The 18,868-nt window shown below is 67.9% G+C and carries 17 protein-coding genes; 10 read left to right on the forward strand and 7 right to left on the reverse strand.

Annotated features, from left to right (window positions below; translation table 11 throughout):
• Positions 1-259: 259 nt before the first annotated feature.
• Complete coding sequence (locus DIE08_RS28345) at positions 260-934, forward strand: bifunctional 2-polyprenyl-6-hydroxyphenol methylase/3-demethylubiquinol 3-O-methyltransferase UbiG (RefSeq protein ID WP_185715909.1); 675 nt, start codon at positions 260-262, stop codon at positions 932-934.
• Between the two features lie 190 nt (positions 935-1,124).
• Here DIE08_RS28345 and speB read toward each other — a convergent pair whose 3' ends face one another.
• Positions 1,125-2,087: an agmatinase gene (gene speB / locus DIE08_RS28350; RefSeq protein ID WP_124904953.1), complete on the reverse strand. Its 963-nt coding sequence runs from the start codon at positions 2,085-2,087 to the stop codon at positions 1,125-1,127.
• Between the two features lie 463 nt (positions 2,088-2,550).
• Here speB and DIE08_RS28355 point away from each other — a divergent pair, with 463 nt between their 5' ends.
• From DIE08_RS28355 to DIE08_RS28375, 5 genes are all read left to right on the forward strand, one after another.
• Positions 2,551-3,225: a lysoplasmalogenase gene (locus DIE08_RS28355; protein WP_124904867.1), complete on the forward strand. Its 675-nt coding sequence runs from the start codon at positions 2,551-2,553 to the stop codon at positions 3,223-3,225.
• A gap of 241 nt (positions 3,226-3,466) precedes the next feature.
• Positions 3,467-5,050 carry an NAD(P)/FAD-dependent oxidoreductase gene (locus tag DIE08_RS28360; RefSeq protein ID WP_124904869.1) on the forward strand — a complete coding sequence of 528 codons (1,584 nt, stop codon included), beginning with the start codon at positions 3,467-3,469 and terminating at the stop codon, positions 5,048-5,050.
• A 21-nt stretch (positions 5,051-5,071) separates the two neighbouring features.
• The gene (locus tag DIE08_RS28365) at positions 5,072-6,010 is read left to right on the forward strand and encodes an SDR family oxidoreductase (protein WP_124904871.1); all 939 of its coding nucleotides are present in this window, start codon (positions 5,072-5,074) and stop codon (positions 6,008-6,010) included.
• Positions 6,007-6,912, forward strand: coding sequence for a metal-dependent hydrolase (locus tag DIE08_RS28370; protein ID WP_124904873.1), 906 nt, complete (start codon positions 6,007-6,009; stop codon positions 6,910-6,912). The genes DIE08_RS28365 and DIE08_RS28370 overlap by 4 nt, the downstream gene beginning before the upstream one ends.
• A 4-nt stretch (positions 6,913-6,916) precedes the next feature.
• Positions 6,917-7,831 carry an alpha/beta fold hydrolase gene (locus DIE08_RS28375; protein ID WP_124904875.1) on the forward strand — a complete coding sequence of 305 codons (915 nt, stop codon included), beginning with the start codon at positions 6,917-6,919 and terminating at the stop codon, positions 7,829-7,831.
• Here DIE08_RS28375 and DIE08_RS28380 read toward each other — a convergent pair.
• Positions 7,792-8,346: a putative glycolipid-binding domain-containing protein gene (locus tag DIE08_RS28380; protein ID WP_124904877.1), complete on the reverse strand. Its 555-nt coding sequence runs from the start codon at positions 8,344-8,346 to the stop codon at positions 7,792-7,794. The two genes, DIE08_RS28375 and DIE08_RS28380, sit on opposite strands and share 40 nt — an antisense overlap.
• Positions 8,347-8,617: 271 nt before the next feature.
• Between DIE08_RS28380 and DIE08_RS28385 the strand changes: the two genes are divergently transcribed.
• The 4 genes from DIE08_RS28385 to DIE08_RS28400 all read left to right on the forward strand — a co-directional run bounded on the left by DIE08_RS28385 (position 8,618) and on the right by DIE08_RS28400 (position 15,662).
• Positions 8,618-9,511: an urea transporter gene (locus tag DIE08_RS28385; protein ID WP_124904879.1), complete on the forward strand. Its 894-nt coding sequence runs from the start codon at positions 8,618-8,620 to the stop codon at positions 9,509-9,511.
• Positions 9,486-10,262 carry a class II aldolase/adducin family protein gene (locus DIE08_RS28390; RefSeq protein WP_124904881.1) on the forward strand — a complete coding sequence of 259 codons (777 nt, stop codon included), beginning with the start codon at positions 9,486-9,488 and terminating at the stop codon, positions 10,260-10,262. The genes DIE08_RS28385 and DIE08_RS28390 overlap by 26 nt, the downstream gene beginning before the upstream one ends.
• A gap of 60 nt (positions 10,263-10,322) precedes the next feature.
• Positions 10,323-10,511: a 4-oxalocrotonate tautomerase gene (locus DIE08_RS28395; RefSeq protein ID WP_014898956.1), complete on the forward strand. Its 189-nt coding sequence runs from the start codon at positions 10,323-10,325 to the stop codon at positions 10,509-10,511.
• Between the two features lie 309 nt (positions 10,512-10,820).
• Positions 10,821-15,662, forward strand: a complete 4,842-nt coding sequence (locus DIE08_RS28400; protein ID WP_124904883.1) for an NAD-glutamate dehydrogenase — start codon at positions 10,821-10,823, stop codon at positions 15,660-15,662.
• A gap of 25 nt (positions 15,663-15,687) precedes the next feature.
• Here DIE08_RS28400 and DIE08_RS28405 read toward each other — a convergent pair whose 3' ends face one another.
• The 5 genes from DIE08_RS28405 to DIE08_RS28425 form a co-directional block, all read right to left on the reverse strand.
• Positions 15,688-16,548: a class I SAM-dependent methyltransferase gene (locus DIE08_RS28405; protein WP_124904885.1), complete on the reverse strand. Its 861-nt coding sequence runs from the start codon at positions 16,546-16,548 to the stop codon at positions 15,688-15,690.
• A gap of 10 nt (positions 16,549-16,558) precedes the next feature.
• Entirely contained in the window at positions 16,559-16,909 is a 351-nt protein-coding gene (locus tag DIE08_RS28410) for a glyoxalase/bleomycin resistance/extradiol dioxygenase family protein (protein ID WP_124904887.1), read from the reverse strand.
• A gap of 1 nt (position 16,910) precedes the next feature.
• Positions 16,911-17,087: a ribbon-helix-helix domain-containing protein gene (locus DIE08_RS28415; RefSeq protein ID WP_124629012.1), complete on the reverse strand. Its 177-nt coding sequence runs from the start codon at positions 17,085-17,087 to the stop codon at positions 16,911-16,913.
• A 93-nt stretch (positions 17,088-17,180) separates the two neighbouring features.
• The gene (locus DIE08_RS28420) at positions 17,181-18,014 is read right to left on the reverse strand and encodes an arylamine N-acetyltransferase (protein WP_059608451.1); all 834 of its coding nucleotides are present in this window, start codon (positions 18,012-18,014) and stop codon (positions 17,181-17,183) included.
• Between the two features lie 120 nt (positions 18,015-18,134).
• Entirely contained in the window at positions 18,135-18,827 is a 693-nt protein-coding gene (locus DIE08_RS28425) for a hypothetical protein (RefSeq protein ID WP_059608452.1), read from the reverse strand.
• Between the last annotated feature and the right edge of the window lie 41 nt (positions 18,828-18,868).

The following is an 18,868-nucleotide window of genomic DNA, read 5'->3' on the forward strand; positions in this document are numbered from 1 at the left end:
AAGTGCGCCAGCGGTGAGATTCCCGATTAGGGCGTCGCTAGCAGGTGCGGCTCGTGACATGCGGTGAACAGACATTCAAGGTGCGCTCTGTGAGTGTCCCAGATGGGTCGACAACGAAATATCGACGCTGCAGCCCAGCGAGCGAAACATGAACCTGAGGCAAACTTCCGGTTTCGGCCAGTTCCGCACATTGGGTCACTGGCGCTGAATCGACGACAATCTGGCAAACTTTCCGAAACACCGGCGCATGGAGGGCTGCGTGTCCGTTAATGTCAGCGGAACGGAGGGCTACGCGGAGAATGCGCCATCGCTCATCGAGCAATGGCAACATATCTCGTTTGCGGAGCATCACGCGCCCATCATGCATCTCGTGCCGATGGCGCCGTCCTGCGTCCTCGACGTCGGAGCCGGTATCGGAACCGACGCTGCTGCGTTTGCGACGATGGGGCATTCGGTCGTAGCCGTCGAACCGGTGGACGCGCTGCGAGTTGCAGGAATCCGGCAGTATCCGTCTCCCCGGATTGAATGGCTGGACGATAGCCTTCCGGATCTCGCGCTACTGCGTTCCAGACGAAAAGAATTCCACTTTGTACTGCTGTCCGCTGTTTGGATGCACCTTGACGAGCACGAACGTCGCCGCGCGATGCCGAATGTCAGCGCTCTTCTTTGCGATGGTGCGGTACTGGTCATGTCCCTGCGTCACGGCCCCGTTCCGGAAGGCCGACGGATGTTCGATGTTCGGGCCGAGGAGACGATGCAACTCGCGAATGCTCATGGCCTGCGAACCGTCATGAACGTTCGGACCGAATCTTCTCAGCGAGGAAATCGGCGCATGCGCGTGATGTGGAGTCGCCTTGCTTTCGTCAAGGACGGCGCGCGGGGCTGCCGGGAAGCTTGGAATCCCCGCACGGGTTACCGCTATCAGGCGCGGTGAATGCCGGCTTCGGGTCGGGAGGCACCCTCCACGAAAGCGCGCGACGAGTCTCTCTGCTCCCCCCACGGCAAGCAATCCACCCACGGCCATCGATCCGTCGACGTTGCGCGCAGCGCATGAAAAAAGGCCGGCAGGCACCCGTCCCGCCGGCCTTTTGCATGACATGGCCGTGCACGTCGGCCTACCCGCTTCAGCCCCCCACCACCTTCTTCTGCCGCCAGAGGCACAGCAAATCGCACGCGACATGCGCTGCCGCAATTGCGGTGATGTCCGCGTGATCATAAGCAGGCGCAACCTCGACGACATCCGCGCCAACCAGATTCACCGCACCGAGCCCACGCACGATCGCGAGTGCCTGCGCGGACGACAACCCGCCCGCGACCGGCGTCCCCGTGCCGGGCGCGAACGCCGGATCGAGACAGTCGATATCGAACGTCAGGTACGCGGGCCGCGCACCGACGATGTCGACGATCCGCTCCACCGCCGCGCGCGGACCATGCTCATGCACCCACGCGGCATCGAGCCGCTCGATCCCGAGAAAATCGTCGTTCCACGTGCGGATGCCGACCTGCACCGACGTCGCCGGATCGATCAGCCCTTCCTTCACCGCCTTGTAGAACATCGTGCCGTGATTGAGGCTGTCCGGCTCGTCGTCGGCCCACGTATCGCAGTGCGCATCGAAGTGGATCAACGACAATGGCTTCCCGTAGCGCTCCGCGTGCGCGACCAGTAGCGGATACGTGATGTAGTGGTCGCCGCCGAGCGTCAGCATCTTCGCGCCCGAGCGCAGGATCGTGCGCGCATGCTCGACGATCGCAGGCTTGATCGACAGCGGGTTGTGCGCATCGAACCAGCAATCGCCGTAATCGACGGCCGCGAGATCGTCGAACGGATCGAAGCCCCACGGATACGGATGGAGCTCCGCGAGCTGCACGCTCGCCGCGCGGATCGCTGCCGGCCCGAGCCGCGCGCCCGAGCGATAGGTCGTCGCGAGGTCGAGCGGCACGCCGGAAATCGCGACGTCGACGCCGTCGAGCGCGCGCGTATAGGTGCGGCGCATGAACGACAGCACGCCCGCATAGGTGTTTTCGATCGAGGAGCCGTATGGCGTCGTGCGACGGATCGCGCCGTCACCGTGGAACAGTTCGGTCATGTCGAACCTGTTGGTCATGAGGACCGCACGCAGCCTCTGCATCGGGTGCGCTGGCGGGACCCGGCACGGATTCATTGAAAACGCGGCGGCATGCCCTCGCCGGGCGCGGCCGTCGCGCCGGCCTGCGAACCCTGTAGCGCGGCCGGGCGGGACAACGTCGATACGCGGCGATGATAGCAAGCCGAAACCTCAACGTTGCCCCGGTTCGACCGGGGCAAACGCATCGGAACAACCGGCGCGGCGGCAGGCGTACCGGCGCCGCATGGCCCGAACCGGCGCCGCCGTATCGCCACATCGCCACATCGCCGAACCGTCGCACCGCCACACCGCCGCACCGCCACCATGCCGCGCCTAGAAGGATTCGCCGGTTTTTACCCGGTCGTTCTTCCGGATAATGGCCAGCATCCGCGCCCACGACGGCGCGCCGTTCACCGCGGACCACGACAATCCGGAGACACCCGCCTTGATCGCCACGCTTCCCGCCACCTATCGCCGGCTCTGGCCGCTGGCCGTCGCCGCCGCGCTGCTGTACGGACTGTCGCTCGCCGCCGCGCCCTATCCCGGCCAGGCCGCCGCGAAAGCCGCGATGGGCATCCTGTTGCTCGCGGCCGGCAGCACCTGCGCGGCACCGCGCGAACGCGCGTGGCTGTGCGCGGCGCTCGCCACGGCGGTGCTCGGCGACGTACTGCTCGCGCTGCCCGACTGGCCGCTGTCGTTCGTCCTCGGCCTCGGCGCGTTCCTGCTCACTCATCTGTGTTACTGCACGATCTTCGTGCGCTGGCGCGCGCGGCCGCACGGCTGGCGCATCGCGGCGCTGATCGGGCTCTGGATCGCCGCGCCGGCGTTCTACGTGGCCTTCCTTCCGCACCTGGGCGAGTTGCTCGCGCCGGTCGCCGTCTACATGCTCGTGCTGTGCGCGATGGCGAGCTTCGCGCTCGCGGCCCGCACGCGCGGCCCGCTGGTCGCCGTCGGCAGCCTGATCTTCGTGGGCTCCGACACGCTGATCGGCGTCGGACGCTTCCTCGGCGGCTTTCCCGGCATCGACTACCTGATCTGGGGCCTCTACGCGCTCGCGCAGGTCACGATCGTCGCCGGGGTTTTCCATGAGACGGTCGCCCGCCGGATCCGTCCCCGATAGCGTTTCAAACAGGCCGCCGCGCGCCGGCGGCCTCGCCTCCCGCTTCTCCCGCCCTGCCGACGGCCGTTTCCGCGCATCCCGCAATGCGGAAGCCGTCCCTTCCAAACCCCGCTCAGCCTTTCCCGCGCGGCTTCTGGCCCTTAGAGCGCCGCTTCTAGCCTCTTGCGGTTTCCCGGCTCACCCACTATCGTTACATCAACCAATGTAACATTAAAAAATGAGCCAAATCGGAGACACCCGGATGAATGCTCGCACGTTGCCTTTCGGCCCGCCCGGCCACGACGGCCTGGACGAAACCATCGACATCGCCATCATCGGCACCGGCTTCGCCGGTCTCGGGATGGCCATCCGCCTGCGGCAGACAGGTGTGACCGACTTCGTCGTCCTCGAGAAGGCCGCGTCGGTCGGCGGCACGTGGCGCGACAACCATTACCCCGGGTGTGCCTGCGACGTGCAATCGCACGTCTATTCATTCTCGTTCGCGCCGAACCCGCGCTGGACGCGCATGTTCGCGCCGCAGCCGGAGATCCGCGCATACCTCGAAGACTGCGTGCAGCGCTTCGGCGTCGGCCCTCACCTGCGCCTGAACCACGAACTGCAGCGCGCCGAATACGACGAGGCCGCGCAACGCTGGCGCCTCACGTTCGCGAACGGCAAGCGGCTGTCGGCGCGTGTGCTGGTGTCGGGGATGGGCGGGCTGTCGCGCGCCGCGCTGCCGGCGATTCCCGGCGTCGAGAACTTCAAGGGGCGCGCGTTCCATTCGCAGCAGTGGGATCACGACTACGCGCTCGAAGGCAAGCGCGTCGCGGTGATCGGCACCGGCGCGAGCGCGATCCAGTTCGTGCCGCAGATCGCGCCGCGCGTGAAGCAGCTCGCGCTGTTCCAGCGCACGCCGCCGTGGATCATGCCGAAGCCCGACCGCAACCTGACCGGCTTCGAGAAATGGCTGTTCCGCACGCTGCCGTTCACGCAGAAGGCGGTGCGCAGCAGCATCTACTGGATGCTCGAATCGCGCGTGCTCGGCTTCGCGATCCATCCGTCGCTGATGAAGAACGTGCAGAAGCTCGCGCTGCGCCATATCCGCAAGCAGATTCCCGATCCGGAACTGCGCAAGACCGTCACGCCGAACTACACGCTCGGCTGCAAGCGCGTGCTGATCTCGAACGACTACTACCCGGCGCTGTCGCGCAAGAACGTCGACGTGATCACGACCGGCATCGACCACATCGAAGCCGACGCGGTCGTGACGACCGACGGCCGCCGTCATGAAGTCGACTGCCTGATCTACGGCACGGGCTTCCAGGTCGCCGATCCGTATCCGCGCGGCGCGATCATCGGCCGCGGCGGCCTCGACATCGTCGACGCCTGGCGCGACGGCGCGCACGCGTATCTCGGCACGACGCTGCCGGGCTACCCGAACTTCTTCATGATCGTCGGTCCGAACACCGGCCTCGGCCACAACTCGATGGTGTTCATGATCGAGTCGCAGATCGAATACATCCTCGGCGCGCTGCAGGCGATGCGCCGCGAACGTGCAGACGCGATCGAGGTGCGCCCGCTGGTGGAGGCGCAGTTCAACAGCGACCTGCAGGGCCGGCTCAAGAAGGCGATCTGGTCGACGGGCGGCTGCAAGAGCTGGTACCTCGATCCGCGCACCGGCAAGAACACGACGCTGTGGCCGGGCTTCACCTGGCGCTTCCGCCAGGCGACCGCGCACTTCTCGATCGCCGATTACCACGCGTATCGTGCGCCGCACCACGACACGAGCGCGCGGCCCGTCGTCGCGCCCGCCGCTTCCGCTTCCACTTCCGCCGAAGCGGCCTGAGTCAGACAAGGAGCCACCGACATGAGAGATTTCGCCAACAAGGTCGCCGCGATCACGGGCGCAGGCTCGGGCATGGGCCGCTCGCTCGCCGTGCAGCTCGCGCAGGCCGGCTGCCACGTGTCGCTCGCCGACAAGAACGGCGTCGGCCTCGCCGAAACCGAGCGGATCGTCCGTACGATCGCGCCGAACGTGCGCGTGTCGACGCGCGTGCTCGACGTCGGCGACCGCGACGCGATGTTCGCGTGGGCGGACGACACCGCGAAGGAACACGGCAAGGTCAACCTGATCTTCAACAACGCGGGCGTCGCGCTGTCGAGCACGATCGAAGGCATGGAATACGGCGATCTCGAGTGGATCGTGAACATCAACTTCTGGGGCGTCGTGCACGGCACGAAGGCGTTCCTGCCGCACCTGAAGGCATCGGGCGACGGTCACGTGATCAACACGTCGAGCATCTTCGGGATCTTCGCGCAGCCGGGGATGAGCGGCTACAACGCGACCAAGTTCGCGGTGCGCGGCTTCACCGAATCGCTGCGGCAGGAACTCGACATGATGAAGTGCGGCGTGTCGGCCACCTGCGTGCATCCGGGCGGCATCCGCACCAACATCGCGCAATCGAGCCGCGTCGCGAAGAACATGGTCGGCTTCATCGTCGAGAGCGAGCAGCAGGGCAAGGACAGCTTCGAGAAGTTCTTCATCACGACCGCCGACGACGCCGCGCGCACGATCCTCGCCGGCGTGCGCAAGAACAAGCGCCGCGTGCTGATCGGCCGCGACGCGAAGGCCGCGGACTGGATGGCGCGCACCCTGCCGGCCGCGTACCAGGCGCTCGTCGTGCTCGCGACGCGCCGCGAGGCCGCGAAGGCCCGCCGCGCGGCCGCGCGCTACAGCGCGCCAGCGGCCACGCCGCTTCACGCCACCTACAACAATGCAGGCAATCAGGGAGGAGAACAATCATGAAGACCCCGAACATGATGCCGGTGCGGCGCGACATCCGTTTCGCGCTGCCGCCCGAACGCGCGAAGGACTGGCACGTCCAGGGCGTGCCCGTCACGCACTTCATGAACGCGCTGTCGCTGCTGTTCCCGGCCGGCGAGCGCTTCTTCATGGATTCGGTGCGCAACTACCGCGACCGCATCGAGGATCCGGAGCTGAAGAAGCAGGTGCTCGGCTTCATCGGCCAGGAAGCGATGCACACGCGCGAGCACATCGAGTACAACGACCTGCTGCAGGCGTCCGGCCTGCCCGCGCACAAGCTCGACAAGCGGCTGTGGACGATCCTCGGCTTCTTCAAGAAGACGCTGCCGCATTCGATGCAGCTCGCGATCACGATCGCGCTCGAGCACTACACGGCGATCCTCGCGAACCAGCTGCTGTCGGGCCACGAACACCGGATCGACGGATCGGTCGAAGGCTATCAGCAGATGTGGATGTGGCACGCGATGGAGGAAACCGAGCACAAGGCGGTGTCGTACGACGTATGGAACGCCGTGATGAAGCCGGGCCTCGGCAGCTACCTGCTGCGCACGGGCACGATGCTGACGACGACGGTATTGTTCTGGGCAATCGTGTTCGACTTCCACGTTCGCCTGATGCGTGCGCACCGTCGCGAACACGGCAGGTTCGGCGGCATGTGGCGCCTCGTGAAGTATCTGTACAGCCCGAGGCACGGCGTGTTCCCGAGCATCGCCCGCGAATGGCTCGACTACTTCCGTCCGGGCTTCCATCCGTGGGACCACGACAATCATCAGTATCTGCAGGAGCTCGACACGCTGCTCGCGAACATCGACGCGACCAACGCGCGCCATGCCGCGCAGGCCGCCCCGCGCCGCGTGCCGCTGCATCCGGTTCCGCAGGCATGACGTCGTGGTGCGCGCACACGAGATGCTGACCGTCCGCTCCGGCGACGTGAAGCTCGCCGTCTACGTCAGCGGCCCGCGGCGCGCGCCGCCGCTGATCCTCGTGCACGGTTATCCCGATTCGGCGGCCGTGTGGGCGCCGGTCCGCGCGCGGCTCGCGAAGCGCTATCGCGTGATCGCGTACGACGTGCGCGGCGCCGGCGCATCCGATGCGCCGCGCCGCCGCACGGACTACACACTTGCGCGGCTCGCGGAGGACCTGAAGGCGGTGGCCGACGCGACCTGCGGCAATCGGCCGTTCCATCTGGTCGGCCACGACTGGGGGTCGATCCAGTGCTGGGAGGCCGTGACAGATCCCGCGTTCCGCGGCCGGATTGCGTCCTACACGTCGATCTCCGGCCCGTGCCTCGACCACGTGTTCCGCGCGAAGATGCGGCTCAGGCAGAGCCTGAAGTCGTGGTACATCGCGTTCTTCCACCTGCCGGTCGTGCCGTCGCTGATCTGGCGCCTCGGCGGCGCCGCGCTGTGGCCGCGCTGGCTGCAGTTGACCGAGCGCGTGCGGCCGGAGCGCGACCCCGCGCAGTTGAAGAACGCGCTGAACGGGTTGCAGCTCTACCGCGCCAACTTCCTCGCGCGGGCGAGAAAGCCGCGCGAGCGGTACGCGCAGGCGCCGGTGCAGATCCTCGTGCCGGTGCGCGACCGCTACGTGACGCCCGAGATGTCGGTCGATCTCGATCGCTGGCTCGGCGAACACGTGCGCGAGGAAATCGACGGCGCGCACTGGATCGTCATGCGCAACCCGGAGCTGATCGCGGCGCGGATCGACCGGTTCGCGGCAGCGCATGAAAGGCCGGCCGTCGCGGCGGCAACGCGAGCGGCGGTTCAGCGCAATGCCGGCAGGCGCTTGAACAACGTTTCGTAGTCGATCACGAGCCCGTCGGCGTCGATGTCCATTTCCGCCGTGAAATTCCGGAAAATGCCTTCGTAGCGGTAGCGCCTGCCGGGCTCGATGCACGTGTACGCCTGCTTGACCGGCGTCACCTTCAAGTCCGGCGTCGAGATGTATGCGACGTCGATCGGCCGCCGCTCGCCGCGCGCGAGACCGAGGCGGCCGATCGGCAGCGAATTCGTGAACGGCGTCGCCGCGATGTCGATGTCGACGCAACCGTCCAGTTCCCGCAGTGCACGCCCTGAACCGTCGCGCCAGTGCCCGGCGCCGTCGCCGTGCAACGCCAGCGTGCCGCCGCCCATCACCTTGAGCACCGCGTACGTCACGCGCCAGTGCGGATCGCACTCGACGCGATACGCGAGCCCGTAAGCGCGGCCGTACCGCTGGCCGACCACCGCGCTTTCGACGACGATGCCGCCGCCACTCCGGTCGAACGTCAGATGTTCGACGCCGTCGCCCTCGAGCGACGCCCAACGCACCGCGCGCATTCCTTCGTCTCCCGGTTGGTCCGATGCCGGACATCGTCGCACGAATCCCCACTCGAAGACGTGAACCACGACGCGTACTTGGGTCAAAAGAACCGGCCATTGCCCGAATTCGCTACCGAAGCCAACAATTAGCCCGAAAACGCCAATGCGCAGTCCCCCGGGCATTCCCCAATTCGGGGCATCCGCCACAAATCCTGACTATCCAGAATTCCCTATTCCGGTGCACGGGATTGTGTCCTATGCTCGCGGCTCGTCCTGCCTTACCGCCGCCATGCCTACCGCCCGCCCTGCCTCGCCGACGATCGACCTGCATACGCTGCTGCGCGGCATCGGGCAGATCGTCCTGCAGGCGAATGCAGTCAGCGGCGCGCTGCTGCTCGCCGCGCTGGCACTGACCGACTTGCGGCTCGCGTCCGCCGCACTGGTCGGCTCGGCCGCCGCCAGCATGACCGCCGTGCTCACGGGCGCCGAGCGCCGCGACGTCGAACAAGGGCTGCACGGCTTCAACGGCGCGCTCGCCGCGCTGATCGCCGTGCTGTTCGCACCTTCTTCGCTCGCCGCCATCGCGCTGGTGCCGGTGGTCTCGATCGGCGCGGCACTCGTGCAGCGCGCGATGCGCGTGCCGCTCGCCCGCTGGCGCCAGTGCCCGTATTCGAGCCCGTGCCTCGTCATCACCGCGCTGTGGCTGCCGTTTGTCGCACCGCAGCATGCAAGCAACGCGACGGCAGGTGCCCCGCTTACGTTGTCTTCCATCGCCGACGCGCTGCTTTCGGGCATTGCACAGACCACCTTTGCGCAAGGCCCATGGGCAGGCATGCTGATCGTCGCCGCCCTCGCCGTCGCGTCGCGCCGCGCGGCCGCATTCGCACTCGGCGGCGCGATCGTGTCGACCGTGCTGCTGGTCGCGTCCGGCGCGAACGGTGCGTCGTTCGCGGATGGCCTGCTCGGCTTCAACGGCGCGCTCGCCGCGCTCGCGCTGATGTCGCGCGGCCCGCGCGCGGCGTTCGCGGCCGCCGCACTCGCCGCGCTGATGCAGTGGCTCGCGACGCGCGCGGGCGTCCCCGCGTTCACGGCCCCATTCGCACTCGCGTCGTGGGTCACGGTGCTCCTCGCGCGCCGATTCACCCTCGGAGAACCCGATGTCGTCATTCGCACACCGTCCTGACACCGTGAAGCCCGGCGGCCCGATCTCGGACGCCGAGCGCCGGTTGCGCGTCGATCTCGCCGCCGCCTATCGCCTCGTCGCGCTGAACGGCTGGGACGACCTGATCTACACGCATCTGTCCGCGACGGTGCCGGACGAACCCGGGCATTTCCTGATCAACCCGTTCGGCCTCACGTTCGACGAGGTTCGCGCATCGAATCTCGTGAAGATCGACCTGGCCGGCAACCGGATCGGCGACGGGGGACACGCGGTCAACGTGACGGGCTTCGCGCTCCACGCGGCCGTGCATGCCGCGCGGCCGGATGCCGTCTGCGTGATGCATCTGCACAATACGGCGGGCATCGCCGTGTCGATCCAGCGCGACGGGCTGCTGCCCGCGTCGCAGCACGCGCTGCGGTTTCACGGCGATCTCGCGTATCACGACTACGAGGCGCTCGCGTTCTCGCCGGCCGAAGGTGCGCGGCTCACCGCCAGCCTCGGCGCGAAATCCGCGATGCTGCTGCGCAACCACGGTACGCTGACGGTCGGCCGGACCGTTGCGGAGGCGTATGTATTGATGGATACGCTGATCAAGGCCTGCGACATCCAGATACGCGCGCAGGCCGGCGGCGGGCCGCTCGTGCTGCCCGAGCCGGCCGTCGCCGACCGCACGGCCGAGCAGTTGCGCGACGGCGGCGCGATCGAGGGTGAACTGGAATGGCCGGCGCTGCTGCGCCGCCTCGACCGAATCGATCCGTCGTATCGCGACTGAACCGATACCATCGCCACGCTCTCTACGAATCGTTCACCCCAACCATCGGAGCATTCAGTCATGCCGACTTTCAATATCCAGTTGTTCGAAGGCCGCACGGTCGAGCAGAAGCGCGCGTTCGTCGAAGCGATCACGCGCGTCACGTGCGAGACGCTCGGTTGCGACCCGGGCTCGGTCGACATCATCCTCGCCGACGTGAAGAAGGAAAACTGGGCGACGGCCGGCAAGCTGTGGAGCGACGAGCGCTGATTCCGGCAAGTTCGGCGCCGGTGCAACCTGCCCGGCAACGTGCGTTCGAATCGTGGTGACATTGCGGGGACATCCGGACGCACGCGCCGCACGATGCGGTGCGTCAGGGAGACCGCATGATCGACGACAGCCGTATCGCCGCCGCACCTGACCCGACCGCCCATACGACGCCGGCTCCCGGCGTTGCATGCGGCCTCCCCCCCTGCCCCGCGTTGTGCGCCCGCACATCGCTCCGTCACGCAACCGGCACATCAATCGGCGCATAATGCCGAACACACGCAGCAGCCAGTGGCCACCCGGGAGACCGCCATGGAAGCGAAGAACGAGGAAGTCGTCGCACACCTGCTCTCCGATGTCGTCGAATTCGCGCGCGGGCGGCTGCCCGAAGCCACGTTCCGGATCGTCGAACCGTTCCTGCGTCATTACTACGATTTCGTCGACGCCGATGATCTGCAGAATCGCGGCATCGCCGACCTCTACGGCGCCGCGATGGCGCACTGGCAGACCGCCCAGAAATTCGTGCCCGGCAGCGAGCGGCTGCGCGTCTACAACCCGATCCTCGAACAGCACGGCTGGCACTCGGACCACACGGTGATCGAGATCGTCAACGACGACATGCCGTTCCTGGTCGATTCGGTGACGATGGCCGTCAATCGCCTGGGGCTCGCGCTGCACTCCGCGCTGCACCCGGTGTTCCGCATCTGGCGCGCCGGCAACGGCGGGATCGAGCGTGTCGACGCCGGTGGCGCGACGCCCGGCGACGGCCATTCGCAACTCGCGTCGTTCATTCACTTCGAAGTCGACCGCTGCGGCGACGCCGCGCTGCTCGACACGCTGCGCGACGACATCGCGCGCGTGCTCGGCGATGTGCGCGCGTCGGTCGAGGACTGGCCGAAAATCGTCGACATCGCGCGCGCGACGATCAAGGACATGAAGGCCCGCGAATCCACCGCGGAAGACATCGAGGCGCGCGCGTTCCTCGAGTGGATGGCCGCCGATCACTTCACGTTCCTCGGCCAGCGCGACTACGCGCTCGTGTCCGACGGCACGGGCTTCGGCCTGCGCGGCGTGGAAGGCTCCGGCTTCGGCCTGCTGCGCGAATCGCTGCGCACGCCCGGCGCGCCCGACGTGACGCCGCTGCCGCCGGCGGCCGCCGAGATCGTCACCGGCCCCTGGCCCATCTTCCTGACCAAGGCGAACTCGCGCGCGACCGTGCACCGGCCCGGCTATCTCGACTACGTCGGCGTCAAACTGGTCGGCGCCGACGGCAAGGTGACCGGCGAACGCCGCTTCATCGGGCTGTACACGTCGACGTCGTATTTCGGTTCGTACACCGAAATCCCGATCGTGCGCCGCAAATGCGCGAACATCGTGAAGCGTGCGGGCTTCCTGCCGAAGGGACATCTCGGCAAGTCGCTGGTGACGGTGCTCGAAACCTATCCGCGCGACGAACTGTTCCAGGCCGACGAGGATCAGCTCTACGACATCGCGCTCGGCATCCTGCGCCTGCAGGAACACCAGCGCACGCGCCTGTTCGTGCGGCGCGACCGCTTCGACCGCTTCGTGTCGTGCCTCGCGTTCGTGCCGCGCGACAAGTACAACACCGACCTGCGCCGCCGCATCGCTAAGCTGCTCGTCGACGCGTACAACGGCGTGACCGTCGAGTTCACGCCGCTGCTGTCGGAATCGGCGATCGCGCGAATTCATTTCGTCGTCCATGCGGAACCGGGCACGATGCCCGACGTCGACACACGCGAGCTCGAAACGCGGCTCGTGCAGGTCACGCGCCGCTGGCAAGACGATCTCGCGGACGCGCTGCTCGACGCCTTCGGAGAAGAACAAGGCAACCGCCTGCTGCAGCGCTATGCGGACTCGTTCCCGGCCGGCTATCGCGACGACTACCCGGCGCGCACGGCCGTGCGCGACATCGAGTTGATCGAGCGCGTGAAGGAGTCGGGCCAGCTCGCAATGAACCTGTACCGCCCGATCGAGGCCGAGGCGCGCGCATTCCGCTTCAAGGTGTACCGCGCGGGCGACCCGATCGCGCTGTCGCGCAGCCTGCCGATGCTCGAGCATCTCGGCGTGCGCGTCGACGAGGAGCGGCCGTACCGGATCCAGACGCAGGATGCCGCGCCCGCGTGGGTGCATGACTTCGGCCTCGAACTCGCGGACGATACCGAATTCGACATCGAGCGCGTGAAGGGCCTGTTCGAGGACGCGTTCGACCGGATCTGGACCGGCCGGATCGAGAACGACGACTTCAACCGTCTCGTGTTGCGCGCGCACCTGAGCGCACGCGAGGTCACGATCCTGCGCGCGTACGCGAAATACCTGCGGCAGGTCGGCTCGACGTTCAGCGATGCCTATATCGAGCGCGCGCTGACCGGCAACCCGGCGATCGCACGGCAACTCGTCGAGCTGTTCCTGCTGCGCTTCGACCCGGCCACCGGCGGCACGCGCGACGTGCAGGTCGAACACCTGCTGAAGGCGATCGAGACGGCGCTCGACCAGGTGCCGAACCTCGACGAGGACCGGATCCTGCGCCAGTTCCTCGGCGTGATCAACGCGACCGTGCGCACCAACTATTTCCTGCACGACGCGAACGGCGAATCGAAGCCGTACCTGTCGTTCAAGTTCAATCCGGCGAAAGTGCCCGGCCTGCCCGAGCCGAAGCCGATGTTCGAGATCTGGGTGTACTCGCCGCGCGTCGAGGGCGTGCACCTGCGCGGCGGGCGCGTCGCGCGCGGCGGGCTGCGCTGGTCCGACCGTCGCGAGGACTTCCGCACCGAGGTGCTCGGGCTGATGAAGGCGCAGATGGTGAAGAACGTCGTGATCGTGCCGGTCGGCTCGAAAGGCGGCTTCGTCGTGAAGAACCCGCCGCCGCCGAGCGATCGCGAGGCGTGGATGCGCGAGGGCGTCGCGTGCTACCAGACGTTCCTGCGCGGCCTGCTCGACCTGACCGACAATCTCGCCGGCAACGCAATCGTGCCGCCGCCCGACGTGGTGCGGCACGACCCCGACGATCCGTATCTCGTCGTCGCGGCCGACAAGGGCACGGCCACGTTCTCCGACTACGCGAACGCGATCTCTCACGAATACGGCTTCTGGCTCGACGATGCATTCGCGTCCGGCGGCTCCGTCGGCTACGACCACAAGAAGATGGCGATCACCGCGCGCGGCGCGTGGGAATCGGTCAAGCGGCACTTCCGCGAGATGGGCATCGACACGCAGACGACCGACTTCACCGTGGTCGGCGTCGGCGACATGTCGGGCGACGTGTTCGGCAACGGGATGCTGCTGTCGCCGCATATCCGGCTCGTCGCGGCGTTCGATCACCGGCACGTGTTCCTCGACCCGAACCCCGATCCGGCGACGAGCTTCGCGGAGCGCCAGCGGATGTTCGCGCTCGAACGCTCGAGCTGGGCCGACTACGACACATCCGTCATCTCGGCGGGCGGCGGCGTCTACCCACGCACCGCGAAGACGATCCCGCTGTCGCCGGCCGTGCAGGCCGCGCTCGGCATCGACGCGCACGCGCTGCCGCCGACCGAGCTGATCCGCGCCATCCTGCAGGCGCCTGTCGACCTGCTTTACAACGGCGGCATCGGCACCTACGTGAAGGCCGCGCGCGAAACCCACCAGCAGGTCGGCGATCGCGCGAACGACGCGGTGCGCGTGAACGGCGCGGACCTGCGCTGCAAGGTCGTCGGCGAAGGCGGCAACCTCGGCTGCACGCAGTTCGGCCGCATCGAGTTCGCGCAGCGCGGCGGCCGCATCAACACCGACGCGATCGACAACTCGGCCGGCGTCGATTGTTCGGATCACGAAGTCAACATCAAGATCCTGCTCGGGCTCGTCGTCACCGACGGCGAGATGACCGAGAAGCAGCGCAACGCCCTGCTCGCGGAAATGACCGACGAAGTCGGGCTGCTCGTGCTGCGCGACAACTACTACCAGACGCAGGCGCTGTCGATCGCGGGCCGCTACAGCGTCGATCTGCTCGACGCCGAGGCGCGCCTGATGCGCTGGCTCGAACGCGCGGGCCGCCTGAACCGCGTGATCGAGTTCCTGCCGACCGACGACGAGATCGCCGAACGGCAGGCCGCGAAACAGGGGCTCACGTCGCCGGAGCGCGCGGTGCTCCTCGCCTACAGCAAGATGTGGCTGTACGACGCGCTGCTCGAATCCGACGTGCCCGAGGATCCGCTCGTCGCCGCGATGCTCGTCGACTATTTCCCGAAGCCGCTGCAACAGCGCTTCAGCGAACCGATGCATCGCCACCCGCTGCGCCGCGAGATCCTCGCGACGCACCTGACCAACGCGCTCGTCAACCGGGTCGGCTGCGCGTTCGTGCACCGGCTGATGGAGGAAACCGACGCGAAGCCTGGCGACATCGTGCGCGCCTGCATCATGGCGCGCGACGTGTTCGATCTCGATGCGGTATGGCGTGACATCGACGCACTCGACAACCGCGTCGCCGACGACGTGCAGGCGCGCATGTTCGTCGACGTCGCGCGGCTGCTGGAACGCGCGGCGTTGTGGTTCCTGCGGCAGCTTCAGTCGGGCGCGGTGGCCAACGGCGGCGTCGCCGGACTGATCGCGCGCTGCCGCGACGCGGTGCAGCGCATTGCGCCGCAATTGCCGTCGCTGCTGCCGACCGACGATCTGGAAGCGCTGTCCGAGCGGCAGCGCGTGCTGGTCGATGCCGGCGTCGACAGCGCGCTCGCGGTGCGCGTCGCGAGCGGCGACATCTCCGCCGCGCTGCTCGACATCGCCGAAGTGGCCGCGACCTGCGATCGCAGCCTCGAACTGGTCGCGGGCGTCTACTTCTCGCTCGGCACGCTGCTGAACTACGGGTGGATCGGCGAACGCGCGGCCACGCTGCCGACCCCGACGCACTGGGACATGCTGGCGCGCGCGGCTGCGCTCGCGGAGGTCGCGCGGCTCAAGCGCACGCTCGCCACCAGCGCGCTCGCGGAATCGGCCGACTCGACGGCGCCCGAGACGATCGTCCATGCGTGGCGCGAACGCCGCGACGCCGCGCTGCAGCGCTACGAGCACCTGCTCGCCGACCTGCGCGCATCGGGCGGCGCGAGCCTCGCGGTGCTGCTCGTGGTCGTGCGCGAGATGGCCGTGCTCGAACGTGCGTGACGGGTGAGCCCGGGTCGCGCCGGGATCACACCGTCGCGACGAGCAGCTCTTCCGCGTTGTCCGGCGGACGCAGACCGTCGCTGCGGTCGGCGAAGTAGCGACGTGCAAGCTCCGCGGCCGACACGTGCTCGGCCCGTGCGAAGCCGGCCTCCGTCGCGAGCGCGCGGATCTCCTCCGGCATGAAGAAGCTGATGAACGGCGTGCCGCTCGCGCGCGCGCCTTTGGCGGCCATTTCGAGCCCCGGCCGCACACTCGGATCTGCAAGCTCGAGTGGCAGCAGGAACGTCATCGCGAACGTCGAACCCGGCGCGAGCGACGCGACTTCGCGCAACGCCGCCGCGTTCGCGTCGCGCGTCAGGTACATGCTGACGCCGGTGGACACGACGACCGCCGGCTTGCCCGGATCGAAGCCAGCGCGCACGAGCGCGTCGCGCCACGACTGCTTCGCTTCGAAATCGAACGGCACGAGCCGCAGCCAGTCCGGCACGCCGAAGCCAAGCTCGGTCAGCCGGCGGCGCTTCCACGCCTGCGGCGCGGGCGGATCGACCTCGAAGACGGTCAGGCGCGACGCCATCTCCGGCCGGCGCTGCACGAAGCTGTCGAGGCCCGCGCCGAGGATCACGTACTGGCTCACGCCCCGCGCGGCCTGCTCGATGACGAGATCCTCGATGAAGCGCGCCCGCGCGACGATCGATGCGCGAAACGGCTGCGTGAACCGCGGATCCATGTCGCCGCGCTGATGCCAACCGGGCGCCGGCGCGAGCAGGCGCAGGCCGACTTCGTCGGCGAGCACGTGCGGCGGCGCATCGAGTTCGACGTGCAGCGCGCGCCACAGCGCGACGCGTTCGGCGGTGCTGTCGGGGGCGTCCCGATGGAGGTCGGTCATCGCCGCGGCCTCACGCGCCCGGCGTGCCCGGCGCCTGCAGGCGCCAGACGCGGCCGTCGGGATCGCGCACGGTCATGTCGCGCGTGCCCCAGTGCGTATCCTCGAACGGAGTGACCACGTCGACAATCGGCTGCGGCCGGACCGCCTGCTCGTCGGGCACCTTCAGCACGACCTGCATGGCAGGCGTCTCGCCGGCCGGCACTTCGGCGATGAACAGAAACGGCCCGTCGCCGTTTCTCAGCTGGCCCGAGTTGTGATCGGTTTCGAATTCCAGCGTGAAGCCCAGCGCCTGGAAGAACTTTGCGGACTTGCCCCAGTTGTGCGTCGTCAGGTACACGGCTTCGATTCGCTCGGATGACATGTCATTCCTCCGTGGTGGACGGCCCGGCCCCCGGCTGCGGAGCGGCCAGATACGCGCGCAATGCGTCGGCCACCAGCGCGGACAGCGACTGCTCCGTTTCGATGGCGCGATGCTTGACCTGCCGGATCAGGCTCAGCGGCAGGTACACGTTGAATTGCTTCACTTCTTCGTCGGTCATGTTGGCTAGTATGCTAGCAATCTAGCAAATGTCAATCGGGAGACCGGAACCGGCGGCGCGGCGGACGTCGACGCCCCGCCGCTCGCCATGCGCTTACATCGGGTTCACCCGCGCTGCGATCCGGGTGAACAGCGCGTCGAGATCGAAGCCGCTCGTATCGATGCCGATCGTGTCGCGCAGGCACGCGCCCCACGCGGCCGCGTCGTCGAAGGTGACGGTGCGCCCCGCGCCCGCCGCGTCGCGCACCGTCAGCACGGTGTTGAACAGCGCCGCGCGGCCGTCCGGCAGCACGCGGCAGGCGATCAGGTCGTTCACGAAGATCGATTCGGGATAGGTCGACGTGAACCAGTTCGCGGCGTCGTAATCGATCCACTCGGCCGGTTTCAGCGAGAAGCGGTAAGTCGTCTGCCAGCCGTCGGGGATCTCGAACTGCATGTCGAACTCGCCGTCGACTGGCGCGCCGACGATGCGAAACGCGCCGTGCGGCGTCAGCTGCCGCTCGCCCGGCACGAAGCGCAGCGGCGCGGTCAGCGTCGCGCTGCCGAAGCCGATGTCCGCGAGCCACGTCGCGCCATCGAGATCGATGCGCAGCAGCATGTGCGTCTGCGCGGTGACGACCTCGGGCGGCCGCATCCAGCGCACGCGCGCGATCAGCGGCGTCACGCGAAAACCGATCGTCGTAAGCGCGGTGTGGAAGAGCTTGTTGAGTTCGAAACAGTAGCCGCCGCGGCGGCGCCCGATCACCTTGTCGACGATCGCGGGCAGGTCGAGCGCAACACGCGCGCCGGTCAGCGGATTGAGGTTTTCGAACGGGATCGCCTGCGGGTGCAGCAGATGCAGCCGGCGCAGCACGTCGAGCGTCGGCTCGGCCGGGCCGTCGTAGCCGATGCGGGCGAAGTAGCGCGGGAGGTCGAACGAGTCAGTCATGAACCGGCACCGGGAACGGGAAACGCACAACGATAGCATCGCGCGATATCCCCATGTTGCGCGGGGCCATCCCGGATCGCCGCGCGCCGCCGGCACCGCGGCGCGCGGGGTGCGGCTGCGTTACGGCAGCAGCTTCAGCGCGGACGACGCGACCGCCGGCACCGAAATGCCCTGGCTCGTCGCGAATTGCACGGCCTGGCTGAGCGTCGACGCGAGCGACTGCAACTGGCCCGGCGCGCTTTGCGCGATATACGACGCGGCCTGCATGTTCTGCGGATTCAGGCCCGACTGCAGCAGCGAAGCGGCGCTGGTCGAACCGAGATTGCCAAGCCCCGACTGCAGCTGCGAATACTGCGTGAGGCCCTGGCCGAGCGATGCGAGGCCGTTGCTGAACGCCTGCTTGTCGATCGGGCCGTGGGTCGGGCCGCCGCTCGCGAACGCCTGGCCAAGCGCCTGCGACACCGACTGCTGCGCGCCGCCCATCTGCGACAGCACGGCCGGCGTCAACGCGTTGCCGCCACCGAGCAGGCTGGCGGCCTGCTGCGCCTGCCCGGCCGCGCCGGTGAGCCCCATCGCCGACGCGAGCGACGACTGCCCGGCCAGCACCTGCTGGTTCGCGCCGACGTACGCCTGCATCAGCTGCGCGACGCCGCCCTGCGCGGGTGCGGCCTGTTGCTGCCCGCCGCCGAGCAGCGCCGAGCCGATCGACTGCAGGTCGAGCTGCGCATGCGCGGCGCCGTTGGCGCCCAGCAGGATGCCGAATGCGATGCCCGCCGATGCCAGGTGCTTGCCCGTCGCGCGAATATGCTTCATCTGTTTGCCTCGTACCCGAATGATTGAGGCCAATATTGTCG

Origin of the sequence: Burkholderia sp. Bp9004 (assembly GCF_003858025.1) — a bacterium.
GTDB classification, from domain to species: Bacteria; Pseudomonadota; Gammaproteobacteria; order Burkholderiales; family Burkholderiaceae; genus Burkholderia; species Burkholderia diffusa.